The sequence below is a fragment of the Rhodoferax sp. SPJ21 genome (assembly GCF_058216335.1).
The window spans coordinates 412,029-435,009 of sequence record NZ_JBYZMO010000001.1; the positions used below are offsets into that span (position 1 = coordinate 412,029).

Here is a 22,981-nt window from a genome sequence, read left to right on the forward strand (position 1 = left end):
TTTCCCACCGCCCACATTCCTGTCCAGGACGCACCCCCATGGCCGACGCTATTCTTCTTGCCAAAAACGCCACCACCACCTGCGAGCTGCTGCCTGCCCTTGCGAATCGCCACGGACTGATCACCGGCGCCACTGGCACCGGCAAGACCGTTACCCTGCAAACCCTGGCCGAAAACTTCTCCAAGATCGGCGTGCCGGTATTCATGGCCGACGTCAAGGGCGACCTGACCGGTATCAGCCAGGCGGGCCGCATCGGCGACAAGCTGGCAGGCATTCTGAAGGAACGCGATCTAGACCAGCCGGAATCGCTGGCCTGCCCCGCCACGCTGTGGGACGTGTTTGGCGAACAAGGCCACCCGGTACGCGCCACCGTGTCCGACATGGGCCCGCTGCTGCTGGGCCGCATGCTGAACCTGAACGACACCCAGGGTGGCGTGCTGAACATGGTGTTCAAGATCGCCGACGACCACGGCCTGCTGCTGCTCGACCTGAAAGACCTGCGTGCCATGCTGCAGTACGTGGGCGATAACAGCAGCGAATTCACCACCCAGTACGGCAATGTGTCCGCCGCCAGCGTGGGCGCCATCCAGCGCGGCCTGCTGCAGATCGAATCCCAGGGCGGCGACAAGTTCTTTGGCGAGCCCATGCTGAACATCAGCGATTTCATGCAAACAGTGGATGGCCAGGGCGTGGTCAACATCCTGGCCGCCGACAAGCTAATGAATTCGCCGCGCCTGTATGCCACCTTTCTGCTGTGGATGCTGTCCGAGCTGTTCGAGCAGCTGCCCGAAATCGGCGACCCCGAAATCCCGAAGCTGGTGTTCTTCTTTGACGAAGCCCACTTGCTGTTCAACGAAGCGCCCAAGGCCCTGGTGGAACGCATCGAGCTGGTGGTGCGCCTAGTGCGCTCCAAGGGCGTGGGCGTGTACTTTGTGACGCAAAACCCGCTGGACATCCCTGACTCGGTGCTGGCCCAACTGGGCAACCGCGTGCAGCACGCGCTGCGCGCCTTCACCCCGCGCGACCAGAAGGCCGTCAAGGCCACGGCCCAGACCATGCGCCAAAAGCCCGGCCTGGACATCGAAGCGGCCATCACCGAGCTGGCCGTGGGCGAGGCCCTCGTCAGCCTGCTGGACGAAAAAGGCCGGCCCAGCATCACCGAGCGCGTGTTTGTGCTGCCACCCGGCAGCCAGCTCGGCCCGATCAGCACCGACCAGCGCCAGTCGCTGCTGCAGGGCTCGCTGGTGGCCGGCGTCTACGAGAAACTGGTCGACCGCGAATCGGCCTACGAAAAGCTCAAAGGGCGCACCGAAACCACGGCGGCGAATGCCTCTGCGCCCGCCTCCCCCAGCAGCGCCCCTAGCGGCAGCCTTCCCCTGCCCGGCCAGGCCGCACCAGCGGCAACGGGCAACAGCGCATTGGGCGGCGTGATGGGCGGGTTGAACGACATCCTGTTTGGCAGCACCGGCCCGCGCGGCGGCCGGCATGACGGCCTGGCGCAGACCATGATGAAGTCCGCCGTACGCACCATGGGCACCAAGGTGGGCCAGGAGATTTTGCGCGGCGTGTTGGGCGGCATCTTCGGCGGCAAACGCTAAATACACCCTGCTGTAGATTTATAAGAAATTGGCCTGCAGCGCATGAATTACCTGCGCAAGCAGCTATTTATTCCATAGCACACAGACTCAGGTCTGCACGGTATGGTGCACCAGGCGGGCCACCAGCGGGCGCACAATAATCACGCAGACAAAGGCCAGCGGCATGGCCAGCGTATAGGCCTCCAGCACCTGGGCCAGGTAGCGGGGGCCTATGCCGCTGTTGGCGGCGACGATTACCGCGCACATCAGCAGCGCCATGATGGCGGCCATGTAAAAGGCAAACACATAAGGCATAAGGGGCTTGGGCAGTTTCCAGGAACTGCGGGCAACGGAGGGTGGAGACTTGGACATACGGCTGTATCACGCATAAGTTATTGAAGTGGCTGGACTTTAAGGCGCTAGCGCCGCGCAGACTAGAACCCTGCAGGCATGGACACTACCAAGCTAAACTTATGAATTAATACAGTCATTACAAAGCCCACCCATGTCCAACCTGCGCGGCATAGAAACCTTCGTCAAAGCGGTGGAAGGCGGCAGCATCGCCGCAGCAGCCCGCCAGCTGGGCATTACTGCCGCCGCAGCCAGCCAGAATTTGGCCCGGCTGGAGAAAGAACTCGGCACGCGGCTGTTGACGCGCACCACCCGCTCGCAGGCGCTGACGGCGGCGGGCGAGGTCTACTTCGCCCAGGTCAGCCCCCTGCTCGACGGCTTGGCCCACGCCCAGTCCGAACTGTTGGCGCTGCAAGATGCCGTGCAGGGCCGGCTCAAGCTGTCCTGCTCGGTCGCCTTTGGCCGGCACGTAGTGGCACCGCTAATGCCGGCCTTCATGGCCCGCTACCCGCAGGTGCACCTGGAGATGCTGATGGTGGACCGCAACGTGGACCACCTGAAGGAGGACGTGGACGCCAGCATCCGCTTCCGCCAGGTGCTGGAGCCCGGCCTGGTGGCACGGCGCATTGCCACCGCGCCCATGGTGTTCTGCGCCGCACCCGCCTACCTGCAGCAGCATGGGCGCCCCAACACGCCCGAAGACCTGGCCAACCACCCCTGCCTGGCCTTCCGCATGCCGCTGGATGGACGGCTGATGCAATGGCCCTTCATGCGCGACGGAAGCACCTTCGCACCCAGCATCCAGACCGCTGCGGTCTGCAACGACATCGACACCCTGGCCAGCCTGGCCGTGGCCGGCGCCGGCATTACCCGGCTCGGCAGCTTTATCGCCAACCCCTTGATCGCCGCCGGCCTGCTGGAGCCGCTGCAGCTGGATGCCGGCGGCACGGTGCAGGCCGACCCCGAGCCGCTGGAATACTTCGTCTGCTTCCGCGACCGCCGGCACCTGCCTGGGTCGGTGCGGGTGTTTGTGGACTTCATCGCCGAGGCCCTGCAAGACCACCCACTGCTGCGCGCCCCAGCATGGCCAGCGGCCTGAAAACCCGGCCTGCGGCACACAAAATGCATAGCATGTAACCTGCTTGCCAGAAGGCCAGCCCATCGCTACATTGGATTTTTTGAGGACGTTCCATGCCTGCTGACGTAGCCACCGGTTCCCCCACCCCAGCCACTCCCGCCACTCCCGCTGCGCTGGCGGGCCCCAGCCACATCCGCCTGACCTCGCACGCCAGCGGCTACGGCGCCCTGCCGATACGCTGGGCCGCAGCCACCGCCGCCGAGCGCGGCCCGGTGGTCGGCACCACCACCAAGCGCAGCCACCGCAATGTGATCGGCACGCACAGCGGCAGCTACAGCATCTACCGCGCGCTGGCCGTGGCCTCCGGCGGCCTGTCACCCAAACACAAGGCGGACCTGACCAACACCATGCCGACCGACGTGATCGGCCCCTACCCGCAGTGGAGCGAGCCGGGTCGCATCGTCGCCATGGACCCCTGGGGTGCCACCATTGCCACCGAATTTGCAGCCGAGCTGGAGGCGGGCTACGACATCCGCCCCACCATCGCGGTGACCCAGGCGCATGTGATCCTGCCGGAGGTGATCGAGGCGCTGCAGTCCGGTCGCCTGCAGGCCGACGGCAAATTCCTCACCGCCAGCGGCGCCGCCATGGTCACCAAGGTCGCGGTGGAGCCAGTGTGGTACCTGCCCGAAGTGGCCAAGCGCTTCAACTGCACCGAGGCCGAGTTGCGCCGCGTGCTGTTCGAGGAAACCGGCGGCATGTACCCCGAGCTGGTGACGCGCAGCGATCTGGAGGTGTTTCTGCCGCCCATCGGCGGGCTGACTGCCTACATCTTCGGCAACCCGCGCGACCTGGCCAACCCCGAGGTCGAGCTCACCGCCCGCGTGCACGACGAATGCAATGGCTCGGACGTGTTCGGCTCCGACATCTGCACCTGCCGCCCCTACCTGACGCACGCCATCGAGGAATGCATACAGGGCGCACAGCGCGGCGGCGTGGGCCTGGTGTCGTACTTCCGCAAGGAAGGCCGGGCCCTGGGCGAGGTCACCAAATTCCTGGTCTACAACGCACGCAAGCGCCAGGTGGGCGGCGACACGGCCGACCAGTACTTCAACCGCACCGAATGCGTGGCCGGCGTACAGGACATGCGCTTCCAGGAACTCATGCCCGACGTGCTGAACTGGCTGGGCATACGCAAGATTCACCGCCTGGTGTCCATGAGCAATATGAAATACGACGCCATCACCCGCGCCGGCATCGAGGTGGTGAAACGCATCAATATTCCCGAACACATGATCCCTGCCGACGCCCAGGTCGAAATGGACGCGAAAATGGCGGCCGGTTACTTCACCCCCGGCGCTGTGCCGGACGCCGAAGAACTGAAAAAGGCCAAAGGCCGTGGACTCACTGAATGACTATGGATTTGATAGCTGCCCGCGCAGACGCTGCAAGCGCTAGCGCCCTGTTGCGCTCTACACAAGCGGTACGCGAACGGGCCCAGGGCCTGCTGGCGCGGGCCCGTGCCGGCAACTCCGCCTACTTCACCGTGGCAGATGCCGCCCTGCAACCCACCGCTGCCCTGGTGGCCCAGGTCACGCGTGAGCGCTACCCCACGCTGGACATCCCGTACCACAGCCGCTGGCGCCATTTCGAGGCCGGTGGCGTGAAGCGCGTGGACCTGCTCAACGAAGAGCTGGGCAAAGTATCGGTCGCCAAGCGCGCCCGCTCGCAAATCGACCTGGCCATCGTCAGTGTGCTGCTGGATGCCGGTGCCGGAGCCGACTGGCACTACAACGACCCGCGCACCGGCAAAACCTATAGCCGCTCTGAAGGCCTGGGCGTGGCCAGCTACAACGCGTTTACCAAGGGCCTGTTTTCCAGCAAACCCATGCAGCCCTGCCAGGCCGACGCCGATGGCCTGCAGGGCATTACCGCGCGCCAGCTGGGCGATGCCTTCCAGGTCGGGGTGGAAAACCCGCTGGTCGGGCTGGAAGGCCGCGCCGCGTTGCTACGCCGCCTGGGCACGGTGATTGCGGCCCAGCCCGAGGTGTTTGGTGGTGCCGGTGGCCTGTGCCGCCCGGGCCGCCTGTTCGACTACCTGGTGCCCGTGAATACCGACACACCCACCGTCTCGGCCCACGCCATTCTGGTAGCACTTTTAACCACGCTATCGCCCATCTGGCCTGCGCAGAATGCTATCAAAATTGACGATGGCAGCGAGATTGCGCTGGGCGACTGCTGGCGCCACAGCGCCGTGCCCGGCGAGGGCGCGAGCGCCGGCTGGATGCCATTCCACAAGCTGTCGCAGTGGCTCAGCTACTCCCTGCTGGAGCCGCTGGAATGGGCCGACATAACCGTCACCGGCCTGGACGCCCTGACCGGCCTGCCCGAATACCGCAACGGCGGCCTGCTGCTGGACGGCGGCGTGCTGGGCTGGAAAGACCCCGCCCTGGCCAGCCAGACGCATACCGCAGGCGATGAATGCATCGTCGAATGGCGCGCGCTGACCGTGGCCCTGCTGGACGAGCTGGCACCATTGGTGCGCGCAGAGCTGGGCCTGACGGCCGAGCAAATGCCCCTGGCCTGCGTGCTAGAAGGCGGCACCTGGGCGGCCGGCCGCGTGCTGGCTCAGCGCCTGCGCGGCGGCACGCCCCCACTCAACATCGCCAGCGATGGCACCGTTTTTTAACCTTAGACAAAGAACCCTATGAGCACCGTACACCTGATCAACCACCCCCTGGTGCAACACAAGCTGACGCTGATGCGCCGCAAGGACGCCAGCACCAACACCTTCCGCCGCCTGCTGAACGAACTCTCCAGCCTGATGGCCTACGAGGTCACGCGCGACATGGCGATGCAGGACATCGAGATCGAAACCCCGCTGGAGAAAATGACCGCCAAGGTCATCGACGGCAAGAAGCTGGTGTTCGTGTCCATCCTGCGCGCCGGCAACGGCATTCTGGAAGGCATGCTGAGCGTGGTGCCGGGCGCGCGCGTGGGCCACGTCGGCCTGTACCGCGACCCGAAGACGCTGACGGCGGTGGAGTACTACTTCAAGATGCCCAGCGAGATGCACGAGCGCGACATCGTCATCGTGGACCCTATGCTGGCCACCGGCAACTCGGCCATCGCAGCCGTGGAGCGCCTGAAGGAGCTGAACCCAAAGTCCATCAAGTTCGTCTGCCTGCTGACCTGCCCCGAGGGCGTAGCCGCGCTGCAAGCCGCCCACCCGGATGTGGACATCTACACCGCCGCTATCGACCGCCAGCTCAGCGACCACGGCTACATCCTGCCCGGTCTGGGTGATGCGGGCGACCGCATCTTCGGCACGAAATAGGCCTGTAGTGCAAGAAATACCTGCGCTAGCAGCTATTTAATCAATAGCAAAAAACATCCGCTAGGCGGGCATTGGCCCCTGGCATGGCTGCCAGTGCACCGTGTTGCGACCGGCAGACTTGGCGGCATATAGGGCCTGGTCCGCCGCCTCGACCAGGGCCGACATGTCACAGTGACCGGCCACCGAGGTCGTAGCGCCCACGCTGACGGTCACGTGGCTGGCGACCTGCGAATCCGCGTGTGCAATGTCCAGCGCTGCAACCGCCGCACGCACCTTGGCCGCCAGCAGCATGGCCCCAGCCTGGTCTACCGACGGCAGAATGACGACAAACTCCTCACCCCCATAGCGTGCCAGCACGTCGTTCGGGCGCAGCAGCTGGGACTTGACCGACGACACCAGGGCCTTGAGCACGCGGTCCCCGGCGGGGTGACCATAGCTGTCGTTGTAATTCTTGAAATAGTCCACGTCCAGCATCAGCAGCGACAGCACGGTTTTGCTGCGCTGGTGCCGGCGCAACTCGGCCGACAAGCACTGGTCAAAATATTTGCGGTTGTAGACGCCGGTCAGGCCGTCGGTCACGGCCTCCAGCGACAGGCGCTCTGACTGGGACTGCAGCACCCGTTCCCGTTTGACGAACATGCTGGTGTCGGTGACCTGGATCAGGCAAAAACTACCGCTGTGCACGTCACCCACCGATACCAGGGTCAGCGCCTGGGGCATGCGCTGTGGCGGTTCCAGCTCGGAGGCGTCCAGCTTATGGAACAAGGGCAAAGGCGCACGGTGTAGCACATTCGACAAAACCACGGGCAGCCTGTAGGCCAATAGCCGCTTCACAGCACCGAGAAACGGGCCGGACAAACCGCCTGGGAAAATGCTTTCCAGATCACGGCCCAGCACCCCCTCGGCCGCCAGGCCGCTGTAGCGGGCCATCCAGGCGTTCCAGTAGACCACTTCTCCGCGCGCATTCAGCAAAATCACGCCTGTGCCCAAGGCGTCCAACATCGGCTTCCACGGTAACGCCGTGCCATCCATAGCAGGGTGCATGGCTCAAATTCCAGCGATCAACTTATCCAGCGCGGCCACCAAGCCCTCCAGAGAGCCCGAGCTCAGCAAAAACACCAAGTTGCCATGGGTCTGGCGTTTTTCAATGGTCAAATTGATATGCAGCACCAACACCACCGGCTGGTCGGGGTCCGATAGGATTTTGCCGAGCAACACATCGGTCGCGTCCACCGAGTATTCAGGCAGGGTACCCTCCAGCGCCACGTTCAGCATGTCGGAGATAGCCGACAGGCAGGCATTCAAGATGATGTTGCCCAGCTCGCACATGGCCTCCTGCTCGAAGTCCACCATCTCTTCCACGCTGACCTGCGTGCCCAGCATCTCCTGCACGATCTCCAGCACCCGCTCTTCGCGGAACAGCAGCGTGGCATCCAGGCTGAAAGGCCCGCCAAAACTCTGCCGCACCGCCCCCTGGCGCGCGCCGTCCAGCGACAGCACATCGGCAGTCACCTCGGAGTGGTGGTAGAAGCTGATACGGGGCACGGCCAGCAAGACCTGGTCGCCCACGATTTCACTCAGACTGGCGGCGGCCTTGCCGGCACCCACGTTGAACACCTCGGTGAGCGCATCCAGCTGCAGCTCGCTCAGGGCAATCATGGTGCGGCCTCGAAAAACGCCAGGGCCTCGGTAATGCTTTTCTCACTCACCGGCTTGGCGACAAACTTCGCGCCCAGCTCGGCCGCGCGGGTGCGCTGGGTTTCCTGGATGTTGGCGGAGAACAGCGCCAGCCGCATGCCAGGGAAATCACGCAACAGCAACTCGGCGGCGTCGGTGCCCAACATGCCCGGCATATTGATGTCCATGGTGCAGAACTGGAAAGGCTGTGCGGCGGCCAAAGCCAGCGCCTCGGCGCCATTGGAGGCCTCCACGAGGGTCCAACCCGGGCGCTTGGCCTGCAGCAACGTGCGGATCATCATGCGCGACACACGACTGTCATCCACCAATAAAACAGAAATAGCGGAAGAAGTTGTTTCGGTCATAAAGTAAGTAAATCAGAAAAACGAAATGTATGCTTATTGTCGCCGCAGCGAGCAGCCGAAACTGCTTTTCGCGCCTCTCTGGGCTGCAATCCGGCCTTGCTCGCATGCTTTCACAGCCCGCCCGCAAATCCCTGCGCCAGGTGCACGATACGCCTGAACCGTGCATCTTGCTATGCGCGCATTGCCCTAGTTGAAAAACCGGCAATGGTGGGTACGATGCTGTGGGCCGGTGTTCGCGTTACACCCCACAGCGGGCCAACGCTTCTCGAACCTGGAGTGTGGATGCCTCCTAAAACAGCTGTTGCACAAACTGCCACGCCCTCCGCAATGACCCGGGAGTGGTGCTGTGCGCCCCGTCTATACCGCGTGGGCTGCGCATGACAACCAAGCCGCCCGAACCTTCTGGCGCTACCGATGCCCAACTTTGGCAGCTGTTCCAGCGCAGCCGGCGCGCCATGTGCATACTGGCCGCCGACTCGGGACGGGTGCTGGCCGCAAACCCGGCCATGCTGCGGCACTACGGCTATGGTGAAGCGAAATTCCTGACAATGCAGGTGTGGGATTTGTGGCCGCAGCCACCCGATGGCGACATGGCACAGATACGCAACCGGGCGCCCCAGCCCGGCCAAGCCGCAGTCACCTGCCGCCACCACCACCGCGACGGCACGCTGATAGAGGTGGAAATCACCGCCGACGCCCTGCAGTTCCAAGGCGTGGCGGCCCACCACTGGCTGGTGCTGGACATCACCCAGCGCGCACATGCCGAGCGCGAATGGGCCCGCCTGCACCGCGCCCACCAGATGCTCAGCAGCTGCAATATGGCCCTGATCCGGGCCACGCTGGAAGACAGCTTGTTGCAAGAAATTTGCCGCATCACCGTGGACATCGGCGGCTATTGGGGCGCCTGGGTAGGCTTTACCTGCACCGACGAGGCCAAGACCATAGAGCGCGTGGCATTTGCGGGCGTCACACCGGCCTACCCACCACAGTACAGACCATCGTGGTCGGACGCCGTACCCGAAGGCATGGGCGCTGCGGGTCACACGGTGCGCAGCGGCAAAACCACCATCCTGCATGACGTAGCGGACACGGCGGGCCTTCGCCCCTGGGGCCACCTACTGCAGGCTGCGGGCGTGCGCGGCGTGGTCTGCCTGCCGCTGCGCGATGGCACACGCACATTTGGCGTACTACTGCTGTATGCGCACGAAACCATTGACGCCAGCCACGACGAAATCCAGCTGCTGGAAGAGCTGGCCAACGACCTGGCCTTCGGCATAGGTAGCCTGCGCGCGCAACAAGAGTCGCGGCGCGATGTGCAAACCCGCGCCGAGATCCTGGACATCCAGCAGCAGATTGCCGGGCTGGGCCACGACCTGCCTAGAGCCATGCAAACCATTACCCGGCGGGCCTGCGGGCTGACCACGGCAGACGGCAGCTCGATTGACTTGCTGGACGGCGAACTGCTGCACACCGCCGCCCACCATGGTCGGGCGCCATCCAGCCAGTGGTCGTTGAACGGCAACAGCCTGGCCGCCCTGGCCGCACGCACAGGCACCACACAGTCCAGCACCGACACCGAAACCGACCCACGCGTGGACCGCGAAGCCACTCGTAGCATGAACGTGCGCTCGCTGGTCATCTTGCCCCTTCTGGTACAGGGCGCGGTAGCTGGCGTTTTCAAGATCGCCTGGCGGCAACCCCAGGCGTTTACCCCGCGCGATGTCGCCAATTTGCAGATCCTGGTGGAAACGCTGGGCGCCACGCTGCAGCGCCACCGCCTGTCCGAACAGCTGCGCACCTCGGAAAACCAGTACCGCATGCTGTTCGACAGCAACCCCCAGCCCATGTGGGTGGTGGGCCAGGACATGCACTTACTGGCGGTCAACCAGGCCATGGTTGAGAACTATGGCTACAGCCGCCAGGAGCTACTGAGCATGCACCTTAGCGAACTCTGGGCCAACGATGTCGAGCGAGGGCAAGGCCTGGTGCGCGAGCACCTGCGTGAACAAAGCCGCTTGCGCCTGCTGCACCAGCACCGTACCAAGAATGGCAAGACCATCGATGTAGAGGTCATCACCAACAGCATCATCTTCAACGGCGCCCCCGCCCGCCTGGTCATGGGCACCGACATCACCCAGCGCCTGCGTGCCGAGCGCGAACTGGCCCAGGTCAGCCGGGCACAGCAGATGCTAAGCACCTGCAACGAAGCACTGATACGCGCCAGCTCCGAAGCAGCGCTGCTGGCGGACATCTGCCGCATCACGGTGGATATCGGCGGCTACCTGGGCGCCTGGGTTGGCTTCGCGCTCGATGATGCAGCCAAGTCGCTGGAGCGCGTGGCCTACGCAGGCACGGTGTCACCAAACACAGAGGTATCCCAAATCTCCTGGGCAGCCGACGACCCACGGGGCAAAGGCCCAGCCGGGCGCACTATCCGCAGCGGCCAAGCCGTCATCATTAGCGACCACGGCGACATCGACCCAGCTCTGGCCCCGAGCCACAGCACCATCCTGGCCAGTGGCATCCGCGGCCTGGTGTGCCTGCCACTGAGGGACCTGCAACGCACCTTCGGCGTGCTGGTTCTGTGCACCAAAGAGGCCCTGCACGTCAGCCAGGAAGAGCTACAGCTGCTGCAGGAACTGGCCAACGACCTGGCGTTTGGCATTGGTAATCTGCGGGCGCAGACCGAGCAGCGCCGGCTGCAAAACGCCGTGCTCACGGTCGCGGCGGCCGTGTCGGCCAGCTCCGGGCTGGAGTTCTTCGTCGAAATGGCGCGCCATATGTGTGAAGCACTGGGCGCGCAAGCTGCCTTTGTGACCCGCCTGCTGCCGGGCGAACCACCACGCGGCCGCACCCTGGCTGCCGTACTGAACGGCCAGCGCCTGGACGACTTTGACTACGCCATCCTGGGTACACCGTGCGAAAACCTGTTCCGCAACAACCACTGGGCGGAGACACACGACGTCACCATCCGCTTCCCACAGGCCCAAGAGCTGGCCCAGATGGGCGCCCAGGCCTATGTGGGCCAGCGGCTGGAAGATGCCCATGGCCAGCCGATTGGACAGATCTTCGTGCTCTACTGCGCGCCGCTCGTGGACTACGCCTTCATACAGTCCACGCTGCAGATCTTTGCCGCTCGGGTGGCAGCCGAAATGCAAAGGCTGAAGGCCGACGCCCAACTCCGCGACCAGGCTGCCCTGCTCGACAAAGCCCAGGACGCGATCGTGCAATACGACCTGGCCGGCAACGTGATCTTCTGGAACCACGGCGCCGAGCGCCTGACCGGCTGGACCGCCGAAGAGGCAATGGGCCAGCCCATGTACAAACGCATCTTCGTTGACCACACCGCATTCGCGCAAGGCATGCACCAGCTGATGCAGACTGGCACTTGGCAAGGCGAGGTGCAGCACCTGCGCAAGGACGGCCGGATGGTGGCCGTGGAATCGCACCGGACTCTGGTGCACGACGAACTAGGCCTGCCCCGCTCGGTACTGTCCATCAACACCGACATCACTCAGCGCAAAGCCGCCGAGCGAGAAATCCAGCAACTGGCCTTCTACGACCAGCTCACCCAGCTGCCCAACCGCCTGCTGCTGATGGACCGGCTGCAGCAGGCATTGACCGGCAGCGCGCGCCACGGCCACTACGGGGCACTGCTGTTCATCGATCTGGACAACTTCAAAACCCTCAACGACACCCTGGGCCACGAAAGCGGCGACCTGCTGCTGCAACAGGTGGCCGCCCGCCTGAGCGGCTGCGTACGCGGGGTCGATACGGTATCGCGCTTCGGCGGCGACGAGTTTGTGGTGATGCTGGAAGACCTGAGCGACAACAGCGCCGAAGCCGCCCTGATCGCCCGCAGCATGGGCGAGAAAATGTTGGCCGCCCTGGCCGTACCCTATGTGCTGGGCGGCGTGGAACACAACACCACCTCCAGCATAGGCGTAGCGCCCTTCGGCCAGGAAAGCCTGGGCACGGGCGAACTCCTCAAGCAGGTCGACCTGGCCATGTACCAGGCCAAGACCGCCGGGCGCAACGCCATCCGCTTCTTCAACCCGAGCATGCAGGCCATCGTCAACGCCCGGGCGCAACTGGAGCTGGAAATGCGCCAGGCCCTGGCGCAACAGGAATACTTGCTGCACTACCAACCCCAGTTCAATGCCGAGGGCCAGATCATCGGCGTGGAAGCCCTGTTGCGCTGGCTGCACCCGCAGCGCGGCCTGATCTCGCCCGCTGAATTCATCCCTGTCGCGGAAGACACCGGCATCATCATCCCGCTGGGCCAATGGGTGCTCCGCAGCGCCTGCCAGCATCTCAAAAGATGGCATGGTCAGGCGCATACCGCGCACATCAGCATGGCCGTCAACGTCAGTGCGCGGCAATTCCACCATCCCGATTTCGTGGAGCAGACCATCCAGACCGTGCTGGCCAGTGGCGTAGATGCCCGCCTGCTCAAGCTGGAGCTCACCGAAAGCCTGCTGGTCAACGACCTGGACCTGACGATTGCCAAGATGACCGCACTGCAGGCCCTGGGCCTGGGCTTTTCGCTGGACGACTTCGGCACCGGCTATTCGTCGCTGTCCTATCTCAAGCGCCTGCCGCTGGGCCAGCTGAAGATCGACCAGTCCTTCGTGCGCGACATTGCCGAAGACGTGAACGACGCATCCATCGTGCGCACCATCATCGCCCTGGGCCAAAGCCTGGGCCTGGCGGTGATTGCCGAGGGGGTCGAAACCACGGCCCAGCGCGACTTCCTGGCGCTGCACGGCTGCGCGGCCTACCAGGGCTATCTGTTCAGCCGCCCGCTTCCTATCCAGGCCTTGGATAAATTATTGGCCTCCAGCGCAGACTAGACCTGCGCCACCAGCTTCTAATTTGATAGCATCCAGCTTGAACTTCCATGCAGTCCACTGCGCCCGCCTTGGCGTGAAAGCTGCATGGCCCGTGTTTTGAAAGGAATGTGCATGCTGGATTTACTCGTCACCCACGCCACCCTGCCCGACGGCCGCAGCGGCATGTCCATCGCGGTACAGGGCGGCAAGATTGTGGAAGTCAGCCCTGGGCTGCAAGCCCCCGCGCACCAGACCGTGGACGCCCAGGGCTTGTTGGTCAGCCCGCCGTTTGTGGACGCGCATTTCCACATGGACGCCACCCTGAGCTACGGCCAACCCCGCGTCAACCAGAGCGGCACGCTGCTGGAGGGCATCGCCCTGTGGGGCGAGCTCAAACCCCACCTCACACAAGAGGCATTGGTGGACCGCGCCATGGCCTACTGCGACTGGGCCGTGGGCCACGGCCTGCTGGCCATCCGCAGCCATGTGGACATCTGCGACCCGCGCCTGCTGGCCGTGGAAGCCCTGCTGGAGGTGAAACGCCGCGTCGCTCCCTACCTGGACCTGCAACTGGTGGCCTTCCCGCAAGACGGTGTGCTGCGCGACCCGAACGGCATGGACAAGCTCAAACGCGCGCTGCAGATGGGCGTGGACGTGGTCGGCGGAATCCCCCACTTCGAGCGCACCATGGCCGATGGCGCATTGAGCGTGAAGCTGCTGTGCGAGCTGGCTGCCGAGCAAGGCAAGCTGGTGGACATGCACTGCGACGAGTCAGACGACCCGCTGTCGCGCCACATCGAAACCCTGACCTTCGAGACCAACCGCCTGGGCCTGCACGGCCGCGTCACCGGCTCGCACCTGACCTCCATGCACAGCATGGACAACTACTACGTGAGCAAGCTGCTGCCGCTGATGGCCGAGGCGCAGATGAACGTCATCAGCAACCCGCTGATCAACATCACCCTGCAAGGCCGGCACGACACCTACCCCAAACGCCGTGGCATGACCCGTGTGCCCGAGATGCTGGCCCAGGGCCTGACCGTAGCCTTCGGCCAGGACTGCGCCATGGACCCTTGGTACAGCCTGGGCAGCGGCGACATGCTGGAAGTCGCCAGCATGGGCCTGCACGTCGCGCAGATGACCAGCCAGGCCGCCATGCGACAGTGCTTCCAGGCCGTCACAGCCAACCCGGCGAAGATTCTGCAATTGGAAGGCTATGGCCTGGAGGCCGGCTGCAACGCCGACTTTGTGCTGCTGCAGGCGCAAGACCCGATCGAGGCGATTCGCCTGCGCGCCACCCGCCTGCAGGTCTACCGCCGGGGCCAGTTGCTGGCCCAAACACCGGCTACCACCGCCCGCCTGCACCTGCCCGGCCGGCCCGGCCAAACCGACTGGATGCTGCGCTCCGAAATTTAAGTCAAACAGGCCGCTGGCGCAGGCATTACCTGCGCCAGAAGCTATTAACTTGATAGCAAACTAGGCCAGGTTCTCAAACACCGGGTGCAGATCGTCCGCCCAGTGCTGCAGCTCTGCCTGGTCGATATGCAGGTGCTCCATACAGGCCGGGCCAAAACGAGCCCATTCGTCCGACTCGCGGGTGCCCTCGTGCAAAGCCACCAGGTGTTCCGCCACCAGGAGCATCGCCACCAGATAACGCACCTCGGCAGGGATGCTGGCAGATGGCAGGATGGTGAAGTCATGGTGCAGCCGCACGGCGGCCGTCACCAGGGGCGGGAGCTTCCAGGTCTTGGCCACCAGCGCGCCCACCACGGCGTGGTCGGTCTTGTGGGCTGCATTCTCGGTCTGGGTAAAGCTGCGGTCTTGCCGGGCCAGGGCCTCGGCCAACGTGCCAGCATAGCCCTTCACGCCCTGCAGCATCACCGGTATGCCCACGTGGCAAAACAGGCCGCAGGTTTGCGCCACCTCCACATCCACACCGTACAAGTGGCGGGCAATGTAGGCCATGGCCAGGGAACGGCGGGTAGAGGTTTCCCAGAAGTGCTCCAGCAAGTCCGCATTGACGCGGATCGCATGCCTGGTAAAAAACCCTGTCAGCACGCCCACGGTCTGCTTCACCCCCAGCATGGCAATCGCCTCGCCCACGGTGCGGGCCGGGCGGGAGCGGGCAAACAAGGGGCTGTTGGAATAACGTATCAGTGCCGCCGCCATGGCCACGTCCTGGCTGGCAATGCGGGCGATCACGGCGGGGTCGGGGTCGCCGCCCCGCACTTCGTCCTGCAGCTCCAGTAAGAGCTGGGGGCATGGCGGTATCACGATGTCCCGCACGGCCCCCTTGGCCTTGGCGGTTTCCAGTTCTCGGTCTATGTCTGCCAGTTGCATCGTGCCCCCTTAATCCACGGAATTATGCCGACGACGGCTTGGGCTTCGGTAGAATCCTGCCCGTCAGGAGAGAGTTTTCAACCGAAAACCGCCGAAGGCGCAGGGCCCCGCTACGTGGGCCTGAACGCTCAGGCAAAAGGACTGACAAACGCTTTTACAAGCGTCTCCCCCTGGAGAGAAGCCCGCCCCGAGCGGGCTCACCGAAGGCGCAACCCGCAGTCGGCCTGCACCACCGCAAGGCCTACCCGGCGAATCGCTCAGGTAAAGCGGACAGCGGGGGCCACACATGATTCTGAGAACGTGTTTACGTTTTTAGGAGTCGTGATTCCAATGTGCCCCCGAAAGAACCGCCATGTCCGACCTGTTGCTGACCCCTCTCAACGCCCTGCATCTGGAGCTAGGCGCCCGCATGGTGCCCTTCGCCGGCTACAGCATGCCGGTGCAATACCCCGCCGGTTTGATGGCCGAGCACCACCACACGCGTAACGCCGCCGGCCTGTTCGACGTATCTCACATGGGCCAGTTACGCCTGGTCGGGCCTGACGCCGCTGCGGCCTTTGAAACCCTGGTGCCGGTGGACGTGATCGACCTGCCCGTGGGCAAGCAGCGCTACGGCCTGCTGCTCAACGAAGACGGAGGCATCATCGACGACCTGATGTTCTTCAAGCGCGAGGCCGACATCTTCGTCATCGTCAACGGCGCCTGCAAAGTGGGCGACATCGCCCACATCCAGGCCCAAATCGGCCAGCGCTGCGAAGTCATCCCCATGCCGGAAATGGCGCTGCTGGCGCTGCAGGGCCCCAAGGCCGTCGACGCACTGTCGCGCCTGGCACCCGGTGTGGAAAAGCTGGTGTTCATGACCGGCGGCAGCTTCGAGGTAGCCGGCATCCCCTGCTTCCTGACCCGCAGCGGCTACACCGGCGAAGACGGCTTTGAAATTTCTGTACACCAAGACCAGGCCGAGGCTTTGGCCCGCGCCCTGCTGGCCCAGCCCGAGGTCCAACCCATAGGCCTGGGCGCACGCAACTCGCTGCGCCTGGAAGCCGGCCTGTGCCTGTATGGCAACGACCTGGACACCAGCACCACCCCCGTCGAAGCCGGCCTGAACTGGGCCTTGCAAAAAGTGCGTCGCGCGGGTGGTGCGCGTGAAGGCGGCTTCCCAGGCGCTAGCAAAATACTAGCGCAGCTCGCAGGTACTCCGGGCGCCACAGCCAAGAAACGTGTAGGCCTTGTCGCCCTGGAACGCATTCCGGTGCGCGAACACACCGCCTTGCAGGACACCGCCGGCAACGCGATTGGCGAAGTCACCAGCGGCCTGCTCGGCCCCACGGTGGACAAGCCGATTGCGATGGCCTATGTAGCGCCCGAATTTGCCGCCATCGGCACCCGTATCCACGCCATCGTGCGAGGCAAAATCGTGCCGATGGAAGTCGTCACCATGCCTTTCACACCCAACCGCTATTTCCGCGGTTAATTCAACCATTGACAGGAGCACCCCCATGAGCATCAAGTACACCGAAGACCACGAATGGCTGAACATCGAGGGCGACACCGCCACCGTCGGCATCACGCACCACGCGCAAGACGCATTGGGTGACGTAGTGTTCGTCGACCTGCCCGCCGTCGGCACCAGCTTCGCGCAAAAAGACGTGGCCGGCGTGGTCGAGTCCGTGAAGGCCGCTGCCGATGTGTACATGCCCGTCTCTGGCGAGATCACCGAGGTCAACGAAGCCCTGCGCGCCGACCCCGCCCTGGCCAACACCGACCCACTCGGCGCCGGCTGGTTCTTCAAGGTCAAGCTGTCGGACGCATCCCAAGTCGCCGCCCTGCTGGACGAAACCGCCTACAACGCCTTTAGTCAAAACGCCTAACCCCCGCCGTTCGCCCTGAGCCTGTCGAAGGGCTGCTAGCCATACCCGCCAGGCCCAGGACGAACGCGCAAAGTACGCATCTGCGTAGTTACCTCACCGATACCCCCGGATACCCCATGACGACCTCCCTGCACGAACTAGAAAACGCCAGCGAATTCATCGCCCGCCACATCGGCATCGACGCTGCCGATGAAACCCTGATGCTGGAAGTGATTGGCTCCAGTTCGCGCCGGGACCTGATTGACGGCATCGTGCCGCGTTCCATCGCGCGCAGCGCGCCTATGGACCTGCCCGCGCCCGTGACCGAGGCAGCAGCGCTGGCCGAGCTGAAGGCGATTGCCGCCAAGAACCAAGTCTTCAAAAGCTTCATCGGCCAGGGCTACTACGGCACCCACACGCCGGGTGTGATCCAGCGCAACATCCTGGAGAACCCCGCCTGGTACACCGCCTACACGCCCTACCAGGCCGAGATTTCGCAAGGCCGCATGGAGGCGCTGGTCAACTTCCAGACCATGGTCTGCGACCTGACCGGCATGCCGATTGCCAATGCATCCATGCTGGACGAAGCCACTGCCGCAGCCGAAGCCATGACCCTGGCCAAGCGCAGCGCCAAAAGCAAGAGCAATGTGTTCATCGTGGCGGGCGACTGCCATCCACAAACCATTGAAGTCATCCAGACCCGCGCCAAGCCGCTGGGTATCGAAGTCAAGATCAGCACCGCCGTCATCACCCTGCCCCAGTTGATGGCCAGCGGTGACTTCTTCGGCGTGCTGGCCCAGTACCCCGCCACCAACGGCATGGTGCACGACCTGCGGCCCCTGGTGGGCGTGGCCCATGCCAGCGGCGCAGCCGTCTGCGTAGCGGCCGACCTGCTGGCCCTGACCCTGCTGGTGCCCCCCGGCGAGTGGGACGCCGACATCGTCATCGGCAGCACCCAGCGCTTCGGCGTGGCCATGGGCAACGGCGGCCCCCACGCCGCCTACATGGCTTGCCGCGATGCTTTCAAACGCTCGCTACCCGGCCGCCTGGTGGGTGTGAGTGTGGACGCGCACGGCAACCCGGCCTACCGCCTGGCGCTGCAAACCCGTGAGCAACACATCCGCCGCGAAAAAGCCACTTCCAACATCTGCACCGCGCAGGTGCTGCCCGCCGTGCTGGCCAGCATGTACGCCGTCTACCACGGCCCACAGGGCCTGACCCGCATCGCCGAGCGCGTGGCCCGCTTGACCGCCATCCTGGCGCGCGGCCTGGAGCAAATGGGCTATGCGGTGACCAACGAATACGCGTTTGACTCCATCACCGTCAAAACCGGTGATGCTACTAATTTAATAGCTACCCGCGCACAGCAATCCTGCGCCAACCTGCGTTTTCGCTTGAAAACCCATTTGGGCATCTCGCTGGACGAAACCACCACCCGTGGCGACATCGAAATGCTGTGGTCCTTCTTCGTCAAGCCCGGCGAACCCATGCCGCGCCTGAGCGAGCTGGAAAACAGCGTGGAAGTGATGATCCCCGCAGCACTGCGCCGCAGCAGCGCCTTCCTGACGCACCCGGTGTTCAACACCCACCACAGTGAAACCGGCATGCTGCGCTACATCCGCGCACTCAGCGACAAGGACCTGGCCCTGGACCGCAGCATGATCCCCCTGGGCAGCTGCACCATGAAGCTCAACGCGACCAGCGAAATGATGCCCGTGACCTGGCCCGAGTTCGCCAACATCCACCCCTTTGCCCCGCCAGAGCAGCGCCTGGGTTATGCCGAGCTGAACAGCCAGCTCTGCGCCTGGCTCAGCCAGGCCACCGGCTATGCGGGCATCAGCCTGCAACCAAATGCCGGTAGCCAGGGCGAATACGCCGGCCTGCTGGCCATCAAGGCCTATTTCGATGCGCACGGCCAAAGCCAGCGCAATATCTGCCTGATCCCGTCCAGCGCCCACGGCACCAACCCCGCCAGCGCCCAGATGGCCGGCCTGACCGTGGTCGTCACCGCATGCGATGCGAATGGCAACGTGGACATGGCCGACCTGCAGGCCAAGTGCGAGCAGCACAGCAGCCACCTGGCGGCAGTGATGATCACCTACCCCAGCACCCACGGCGTGTTCGAGACCCAGGTCAAGGAACTCTGCGCCCTGGTGCACAGCCATGGCGGCCGCGTCTATGTGGATGGCGCGAATATGAACGCCCTGGTCGGCGTGGCCGCACCCGGTGAATTCGGCGGCGACGTCAGCCACCTCAATTTGCACAAGACCTTCTGCATCCCACACGGCGGTGGCGGCCCCGGCGTCGGCCCGGTTTGCGTGGTCGAGGACCTGATTCCTTATCTACCAGGCCACGCCACGGCGGGCGACAACAACCATGGCATCGGCGCCATCAGCGCAGCACCCTTGGGCAATGCATCCGTGCTGCCGATCAGCTGGATGTACTGCCGCATGATGGGCGCCGAAGGCCTGCAGCACGCTACCGAGGCCGCCATCCTGGCAGCCAACTACGTCAGCACCAAGCTGCAAGCGCACTACCCCACCCTGTACGCCAGCGCCAACGGTCACGTGGCGCACGAATGCATCCTGGACCTGCGCCCCATCAAGGACAGCTGCGGCATCACCGCCGAAGACGTAGCCAAACGCCTGGCCGACTACGGCTTCCACGCCCCCACGCTCAGCTTCCCCGTGCCCGGCACGCTGATGGTGGAGCCGACCGAAAGCGAAACCTTGGCCGAGCTGGACCGCTTCATCTTCGCCATGGTCGCCATCCGCGAGGAAATCCGCCAGGTCGAAGCCGGCACCTGGCCGCGTGACAACAACCCCTTGGTGCACGCCCCCCACACCGCCGCCAGCCTGCTGGCCGCCGAGTGGGACCGTCCTTACGCGCGTGAAACCGGCGCCTTCCCGCTGGCCAGCCTTAAGCAGGCCAAATACTGGCCACCTGTGGGCCGGGTGGACAACGTCTTTGGTGACCGCAACCTGTTCTGCAGCTGCGTGCCGGTGGCGGACTACGCCTGAATCCCGCGAAGGCATGCGCGGCACAGATCCTGCTGAGGGTAAGGGCATGAACACCCCTGTCCTACCGGTTCACATCCACACGCCGTTTGAAGATGCGCAAGCCATCTTCACCGGCACCCTGTTTGTGTCGCTGGCATTGATATTGTTTGCCCAGGTCGGGCTGCTCACCGGCGGCACAGCCGGCGCGGCCTTTTTGCTGCACTATGCCACTGGCGTCACCTTGGGCAAGCTGTTCTTTCTGATCAACCTGCCGTTCTACTGGTTTGCCTGGACGCGCATGGGCCGCGAATTTACCTTCAAGACCTTCATCGCCATCAGCCTGCTGTCGGCCATGGTGGAATGGTCGCCCAGCCTGTTCGCGATCGACAGGCTGCATCCGGCCTACGCCGCAGTGCTGGGCGGCTTGCTGCTTGGTTCCGGCTGCCTGTTCCTGGCCCGCCATCGTGCCAGCCTGGGCGGCGCCACCATCGTCACCCTGTACCTGCAAAAAACCTACGGCTGGCGCGCCGGCAAGGTGCAAATGGGCATAGATTGCGCCATCGTCCTGCTAGCCCTCACCGCCATAGAACCCGCCCGCGTGGCCTACTCGGTACTGGCAGCGGTGGTCATGAACCTGTTTATCTGGGTGAACCACCGGCCTGGGCGGTACGCGGTGTTGTAAAACCCCAAGGAACGAAAAAACCGGTATGTTTACCCACGACCGAGGTCTCACACAAGTACCGTCCCTCAAGAATCTCCAAACGGCAACTGGCAACTGGCAACTGGCAACTGAGTGTAGGTTTGTGAAAAATTTTGCTGCACCGCAATAAAAACAGCTCCCGTAGCTCAAAATTAACGACTTGCTGCAGCGAAAAACAGCCAGAACCAAAGTCCATCCGTTAAGAGCGTGACTGCATAGGCTTCAACATCAGCTGGTAAAGCAATCGCAAATTACCCGCTCGTGCAAGGCGGCCAAAATATTGCACGAGAATTTCAATTACTGACCGTATTTCGCGTATCGATTGCAGATATATACAAAGGCGAGATTGACTGTTTCAAATTGAAACAATCGGAGCAATGCATATCCACTTTTATCACGGCGTCTCGCATTGAATGCACGTACAAATAAAAATTGAACCGCAAAGGATGGCCTGTTAGTTGCTTTTACACCCTTCGGAAAATGCATAATTGCGCGCAATCAGGTTAAACCCTTTGTTCTGCCACCTGCTCCTCAAGGAAAGCCCGCTAGTGAACAACTGCCAGCCCTGCACCAAGGTTACGTTGCCCTCGAAGGCGCGTGATCTGTGCCTAGTTCCGACGCAGCGGCCCCTCTCCTGAAGCAACCACCAGCAACACGCATGTTTCCAAACTACAGATCGGGTCTCGCAGCTGTCTGCTTGCTTTTTTCCAGCCTACCCGTCGCTTGGGCCGAAGGTGACGACGCATTCAAGCTGAACGCAAGCTACGCACTGCAAACAGACAGCAATCTATTCCGACTACCCGCAAGTACGCTGCCCAGCAGATCTAACACGTCTGAGGTGATTGGACTCACTACCCTAGGGCTCAACTTCAACAAGGCATACAGCCTTCAGCAAGTTACCCTTGACGCAAGCCTCGTCGATTCCCAATATAAAAATAACAGCTACCTCAGTTTTGTAGCGCACAACGCAAAAGCAGCGTGGCACTGGAGCGCCAGCCCTGAGTTGCAAGGCAACTTGCTCTACAAGCACATGCAAAGTCTCAACGATTTCGCAGATAACTCCACCCTGAATGTACGAAATGAACGTACAGATACCATAGTCCGTGCAGACGGCGAATACGGAGTTAGCGGCCCATGGCGTGTAATTGGGACATTAATGTCCATCAAACAAGTCAATGTATTGCCCACCGCAGCCGAAGGCAACACGGATAACACGTATGTAGAAGCAGGTTTGCGATATGTATGGCCTTCTGATACCAGTCTGACATACACATATAGGAAGACTGACGGTAAATATACCGACAGAGCTTTACAACAAGCCGCTTTGCTGGACGATACATTTCATCAGCAGGACAACGAACTCAAACTGCGTTGGGTCCTAACAGGTAAGAGTACCGTCAATTTAACTGCCGCCTATATCAGTAGAGCCCATCCTCATTACTCTCAGAGAAACTACAGCGGCATCAATACAAGTGCCAACCTCAATTGGGCCATATCTGGAAAATCTGCCCTTACTGCAGGCTGGACCCGCGAGCTAACAAGCTATCAAACAGACACATCAAACTATGCCAAAACTGACCGACTATCTTTCGGCCCAGTGTGGCAGCCCACTGCCAAAGTTTCAGTTGGCGTCAAATACGAAATAGCTTTTCGCGACTACCTAGGCAATCCATCGGGTGTGGTTTCCGATCAACGCAGTGATACGCTAAAAGACATGAGCGTCTCACTTGATTGGCAGCCGTACCAATCATTGACTTTAAGTACATCATTAAAGAACTCCAAAAGAACATCGAATCAAACCAACTTAGATTTTGACAGCAATATGGCCACCTTCTCTGCTCAATATAGTTACTAGCAAAACCGCGCAACCAATAA

General features: G+C 62.9%; 17 protein-coding genes and 2 riboswitches. Of the genes, 12 read left to right on the plus strand and 5 right to left on the minus strand.

Annotated features, from left to right (window positions below):
• Positions 1-38 precede the first annotated feature (38 nt).
• Positions 39-1,598: a helicase HerA-like domain-containing protein gene (locus AC4BBN_RS01800; RefSeq protein ID WP_490590237.1), complete on the plus strand. Its 1,560-nt coding sequence runs from the start codon at positions 39-41 to the stop codon at positions 1,596-1,598.
• Between the two features lie 87 nt (positions 1,599-1,685).
• On the opposite strand, the gene AC4BBN_RS01805 is transcribed toward AC4BBN_RS01800, so the two are convergent.
• Entirely contained in the window at positions 1,686-1,892 is a 207-nt protein-coding gene (locus AC4BBN_RS01805) for a DUF2798 domain-containing protein (protein WP_490590238.1), read from the minus strand.
• A gap of 190 nt (positions 1,893-2,082) precedes the next feature.
• On the opposite strand from AC4BBN_RS01805, the gene AC4BBN_RS01810 reads away from it, so the two are divergent.
• The 4 genes from AC4BBN_RS01810 (at position 2,083) to upp (ending at position 6,343) form a co-directional block, all read left to right on the plus strand.
• A complete protein-coding gene (locus AC4BBN_RS01810; protein WP_490590239.1) occupies positions 2,083-3,027 on the plus strand; it encodes a LysR family transcriptional regulator in 945 nt (314 codons plus the stop codon).
• Between the two features lie 92 nt (positions 3,028-3,119).
• Entirely contained in the window at positions 3,120-4,421 is a 1,302-nt protein-coding gene (locus AC4BBN_RS01815) for a GTP cyclohydrolase II (RefSeq protein WP_490590240.1), read from the plus strand.
• Complete coding sequence (locus AC4BBN_RS01820) at positions 4,418-5,695, plus strand: URC4/urg3 family protein (protein WP_490590241.1); 1,278 nt, start codon at positions 4,418-4,420, stop codon at positions 5,693-5,695. Before AC4BBN_RS01815 ends, AC4BBN_RS01820 begins: the two co-directional genes overlap by 4 nt.
• An 18-nt stretch (positions 5,696-5,713) precedes the next feature.
• Entirely contained in the window at positions 5,714-6,343 is a 630-nt protein-coding gene (gene upp / locus AC4BBN_RS01825) for a uracil phosphoribosyltransferase (protein ID WP_490590242.1), read from the plus strand.
• Between the two features lie 60 nt (positions 6,344-6,403).
• Here upp and AC4BBN_RS01830 read toward each other — a convergent pair whose 3' ends face one another.
• From AC4BBN_RS01830 to AC4BBN_RS01840, 3 genes are read right to left on the minus strand one after another with little or no spacing between them, the layout of a single operon-like run.
• On the minus strand, positions 6,404-7,387 hold the full coding sequence (locus tag AC4BBN_RS01830) for a GGDEF domain-containing protein (RefSeq protein ID WP_490590243.1): 984 nt from the start codon (positions 7,385-7,387) through the stop codon (positions 6,404-6,406).
• A gap of 3 nt (positions 7,388-7,390) precedes the next feature.
• Positions 7,391-8,002 carry a chemotaxis protein CheC gene (locus AC4BBN_RS01835; RefSeq protein ID WP_490590244.1) on the minus strand — a complete coding sequence of 204 codons (612 nt, stop codon included), beginning with the start codon at positions 8,000-8,002 and terminating at the stop codon, positions 7,391-7,393.
• Positions 7,999-8,385, minus strand: a complete 387-nt coding sequence (locus AC4BBN_RS01840; protein ID WP_490590245.1) for a response regulator — start codon at positions 8,383-8,385, stop codon at positions 7,999-8,001. The genes AC4BBN_RS01835 and AC4BBN_RS01840 overlap by 4 nt, the downstream gene beginning before the upstream one ends.
• A gap of 377 nt (positions 8,386-8,762) precedes the next feature.
• Between AC4BBN_RS01840 and AC4BBN_RS01845 the strand changes: the two genes are divergently transcribed.
• Both AC4BBN_RS01845 and AC4BBN_RS01850 read left to right on the plus strand, forming a co-directional pair.
• The gene (locus AC4BBN_RS01845; protein WP_490590246.1) at positions 8,763-13,238 is read left to right on the plus strand and encodes an EAL domain-containing protein; all 4,476 of its coding nucleotides are present in this window, start codon (positions 8,763-8,765) and stop codon (positions 13,236-13,238) included.
• Between the two features lie 111 nt (positions 13,239-13,349).
• Positions 13,350-14,633, plus strand: a complete 1,284-nt coding sequence (locus AC4BBN_RS01850) for an amidohydrolase family protein (protein ID WP_490590247.1) — start codon at positions 13,350-13,352, stop codon at positions 14,631-14,633.
• Between the two features lie 60 nt (positions 14,634-14,693).
• On the opposite strand, the gene AC4BBN_RS01855 is transcribed toward AC4BBN_RS01850, so the two are convergent.
• The gene (locus AC4BBN_RS01855; RefSeq protein ID WP_490590248.1) at positions 14,694-15,557 is read right to left on the minus strand and encodes an HDOD domain-containing protein; all 864 of its coding nucleotides are present in this window, start codon (positions 15,555-15,557) and stop codon (positions 14,694-14,696) included.
• A gap of 54 nt (positions 15,558-15,611) precedes the next feature.
• Positions 15,612-15,711, plus strand: a riboswitch (glycine riboswitch).
• Positions 15,712-15,717: 6 nt separating this feature from the next.
• Positions 15,718-15,841: riboswitch (glycine riboswitch) on the plus strand.
• Between the two features lie 68 nt (positions 15,842-15,909).
• Here AC4BBN_RS01855 and gcvT point away from each other — a divergent pair.
• From gcvT to epsL, 5 genes are all read left to right on the plus strand, one after another.
• A complete protein-coding gene (gene gcvT, locus AC4BBN_RS01860) occupies positions 15,910-17,031 on the plus strand; it encodes a glycine cleavage system aminomethyltransferase GcvT (RefSeq protein WP_490590249.1) in 1,122 nt (373 codons plus the stop codon).
• A gap of 25 nt (positions 17,032-17,056) precedes the next feature.
• Positions 17,057-17,428, plus strand: coding sequence for a glycine cleavage system protein GcvH (gene gcvH, locus AC4BBN_RS01865; protein ID WP_490590250.1), 372 nt, complete (start codon positions 17,057-17,059; stop codon positions 17,426-17,428).
• A 116-nt stretch (positions 17,429-17,544) separates the two neighbouring features.
• Complete coding sequence (gene gcvP / locus AC4BBN_RS01870; protein WP_490590251.1) at positions 17,545-20,427, plus strand: aminomethyl-transferring glycine dehydrogenase; 2,883 nt, start codon at positions 17,545-17,547, stop codon at positions 20,425-20,427.
• A gap of 46 nt (positions 20,428-20,473) precedes the next feature.
• Positions 20,474-21,088, plus strand: a complete 615-nt coding sequence (locus tag AC4BBN_RS01875; RefSeq protein WP_490590252.1) for a YitT family protein — start codon at positions 20,474-20,476, stop codon at positions 21,086-21,088.
• A gap of 676 nt (positions 21,089-21,764) precedes the next feature.
• The gene (gene epsL, locus AC4BBN_RS01880; RefSeq protein WP_490590253.1) at positions 21,765-22,961 is read left to right on the plus strand and encodes an XrtB/PEP-CTERM-associated polysaccharide biosynthesis outer membrane protein EpsL; all 1,197 of its coding nucleotides are present in this window, start codon (positions 21,765-21,767) and stop codon (positions 22,959-22,961) included.
• Positions 22,962-22,981 lie beyond the last annotated feature (20 nt).

Bases quoted from the DNA above. Each gene is read 5' to 3' on its own strand.
- AC4BBN_RS01840 (WP_490590245.1), bottom strand. From the start codon at position 8,385: ATGACCGAAACAACTTCTTCCGCTATTTCTGTTTTATTGGTGGATGAC.
- AC4BBN_RS01835 (WP_490590244.1), bottom strand. From the start codon at position 8,002: ATGATTGCCCTGAGCGAGCTGCAGCTGGATGCGCTCACCGAGGTGTTC.
- AC4BBN_RS01805 (WP_490590238.1), bottom strand. From the start codon at position 1,892: ATGCCTTATGTGTTTGCCTTTTACATGGCCGCCATCATGGCGCTGCTG.
- epsL (WP_490590253.1), top strand. From the start codon at position 21,765: ATGTTTCCAAACTACAGATCGGGTCTCGCAGCTGTCTGCTTGCTTTTT.
- gcvP (WP_490590251.1), top strand. From the start codon at position 17,545: ATGACGACCTCCCTGCACGAACTAGAAAACGCCAGCGAATTCATCGCC.
- AC4BBN_RS01875 (WP_490590252.1), top strand. From the start codon at position 20,474: ATGAACACCCCTGTCCTACCGGTTCACATCCACACGCCGTTTGAAGAT.
- AC4BBN_RS01820 (WP_490590241.1), top strand. From the start codon at position 4,418: ATGACTATGGATTTGATAGCTGCCCGCGCAGACGCTGCAAGCGCTAGC.
- AC4BBN_RS01830 (WP_490590243.1), bottom strand. From the start codon at position 7,387: ATGCACCCTGCTATGGATGGCACGGCGTTACCGTGGAAGCCGATGTTG.
- AC4BBN_RS01855 (WP_490590248.1), bottom strand. From the start codon at position 15,557: ATGCAACTGGCAGACATAGACCGAGAACTGGAAACCGCCAAGGCCAAG.
- gcvT (WP_490590249.1), top strand. From the start codon at position 15,910: ATGTCCGACCTGTTGCTGACCCCTCTCAACGCCCTGCATCTGGAGCTA.
- gcvH (WP_490590250.1), top strand. From the start codon at position 17,057: ATGAGCATCAAGTACACCGAAGACCACGAATGGCTGAACATCGAGGGC.
- upp (WP_490590242.1), top strand. From the start codon at position 5,714: ATGAGCACCGTACACCTGATCAACCACCCCCTGGTGCAACACAAGCTG.
- AC4BBN_RS01815 (WP_490590240.1), top strand. From the start codon at position 3,120: ATGCCTGCTGACGTAGCCACCGGTTCCCCCACCCCAGCCACTCCCGCC.
- AC4BBN_RS01850 (WP_490590247.1), top strand. From the start codon at position 13,350: ATGCTGGATTTACTCGTCACCCACGCCACCCTGCCCGACGGCCGCAGC.
- AC4BBN_RS01810 (WP_490590239.1), top strand. From the start codon at position 2,083: ATGTCCAACCTGCGCGGCATAGAAACCTTCGTCAAAGCGGTGGAAGGC.
- AC4BBN_RS01845 (WP_490590246.1), top strand. From the start codon at position 8,763: ATGACAACCAAGCCGCCCGAACCTTCTGGCGCTACCGATGCCCAACTT.
- AC4BBN_RS01800 (WP_490590237.1), top strand. From the start codon at position 39: ATGGCCGACGCTATTCTTCTTGCCAAAAACGCCACCACCACCTGCGAG.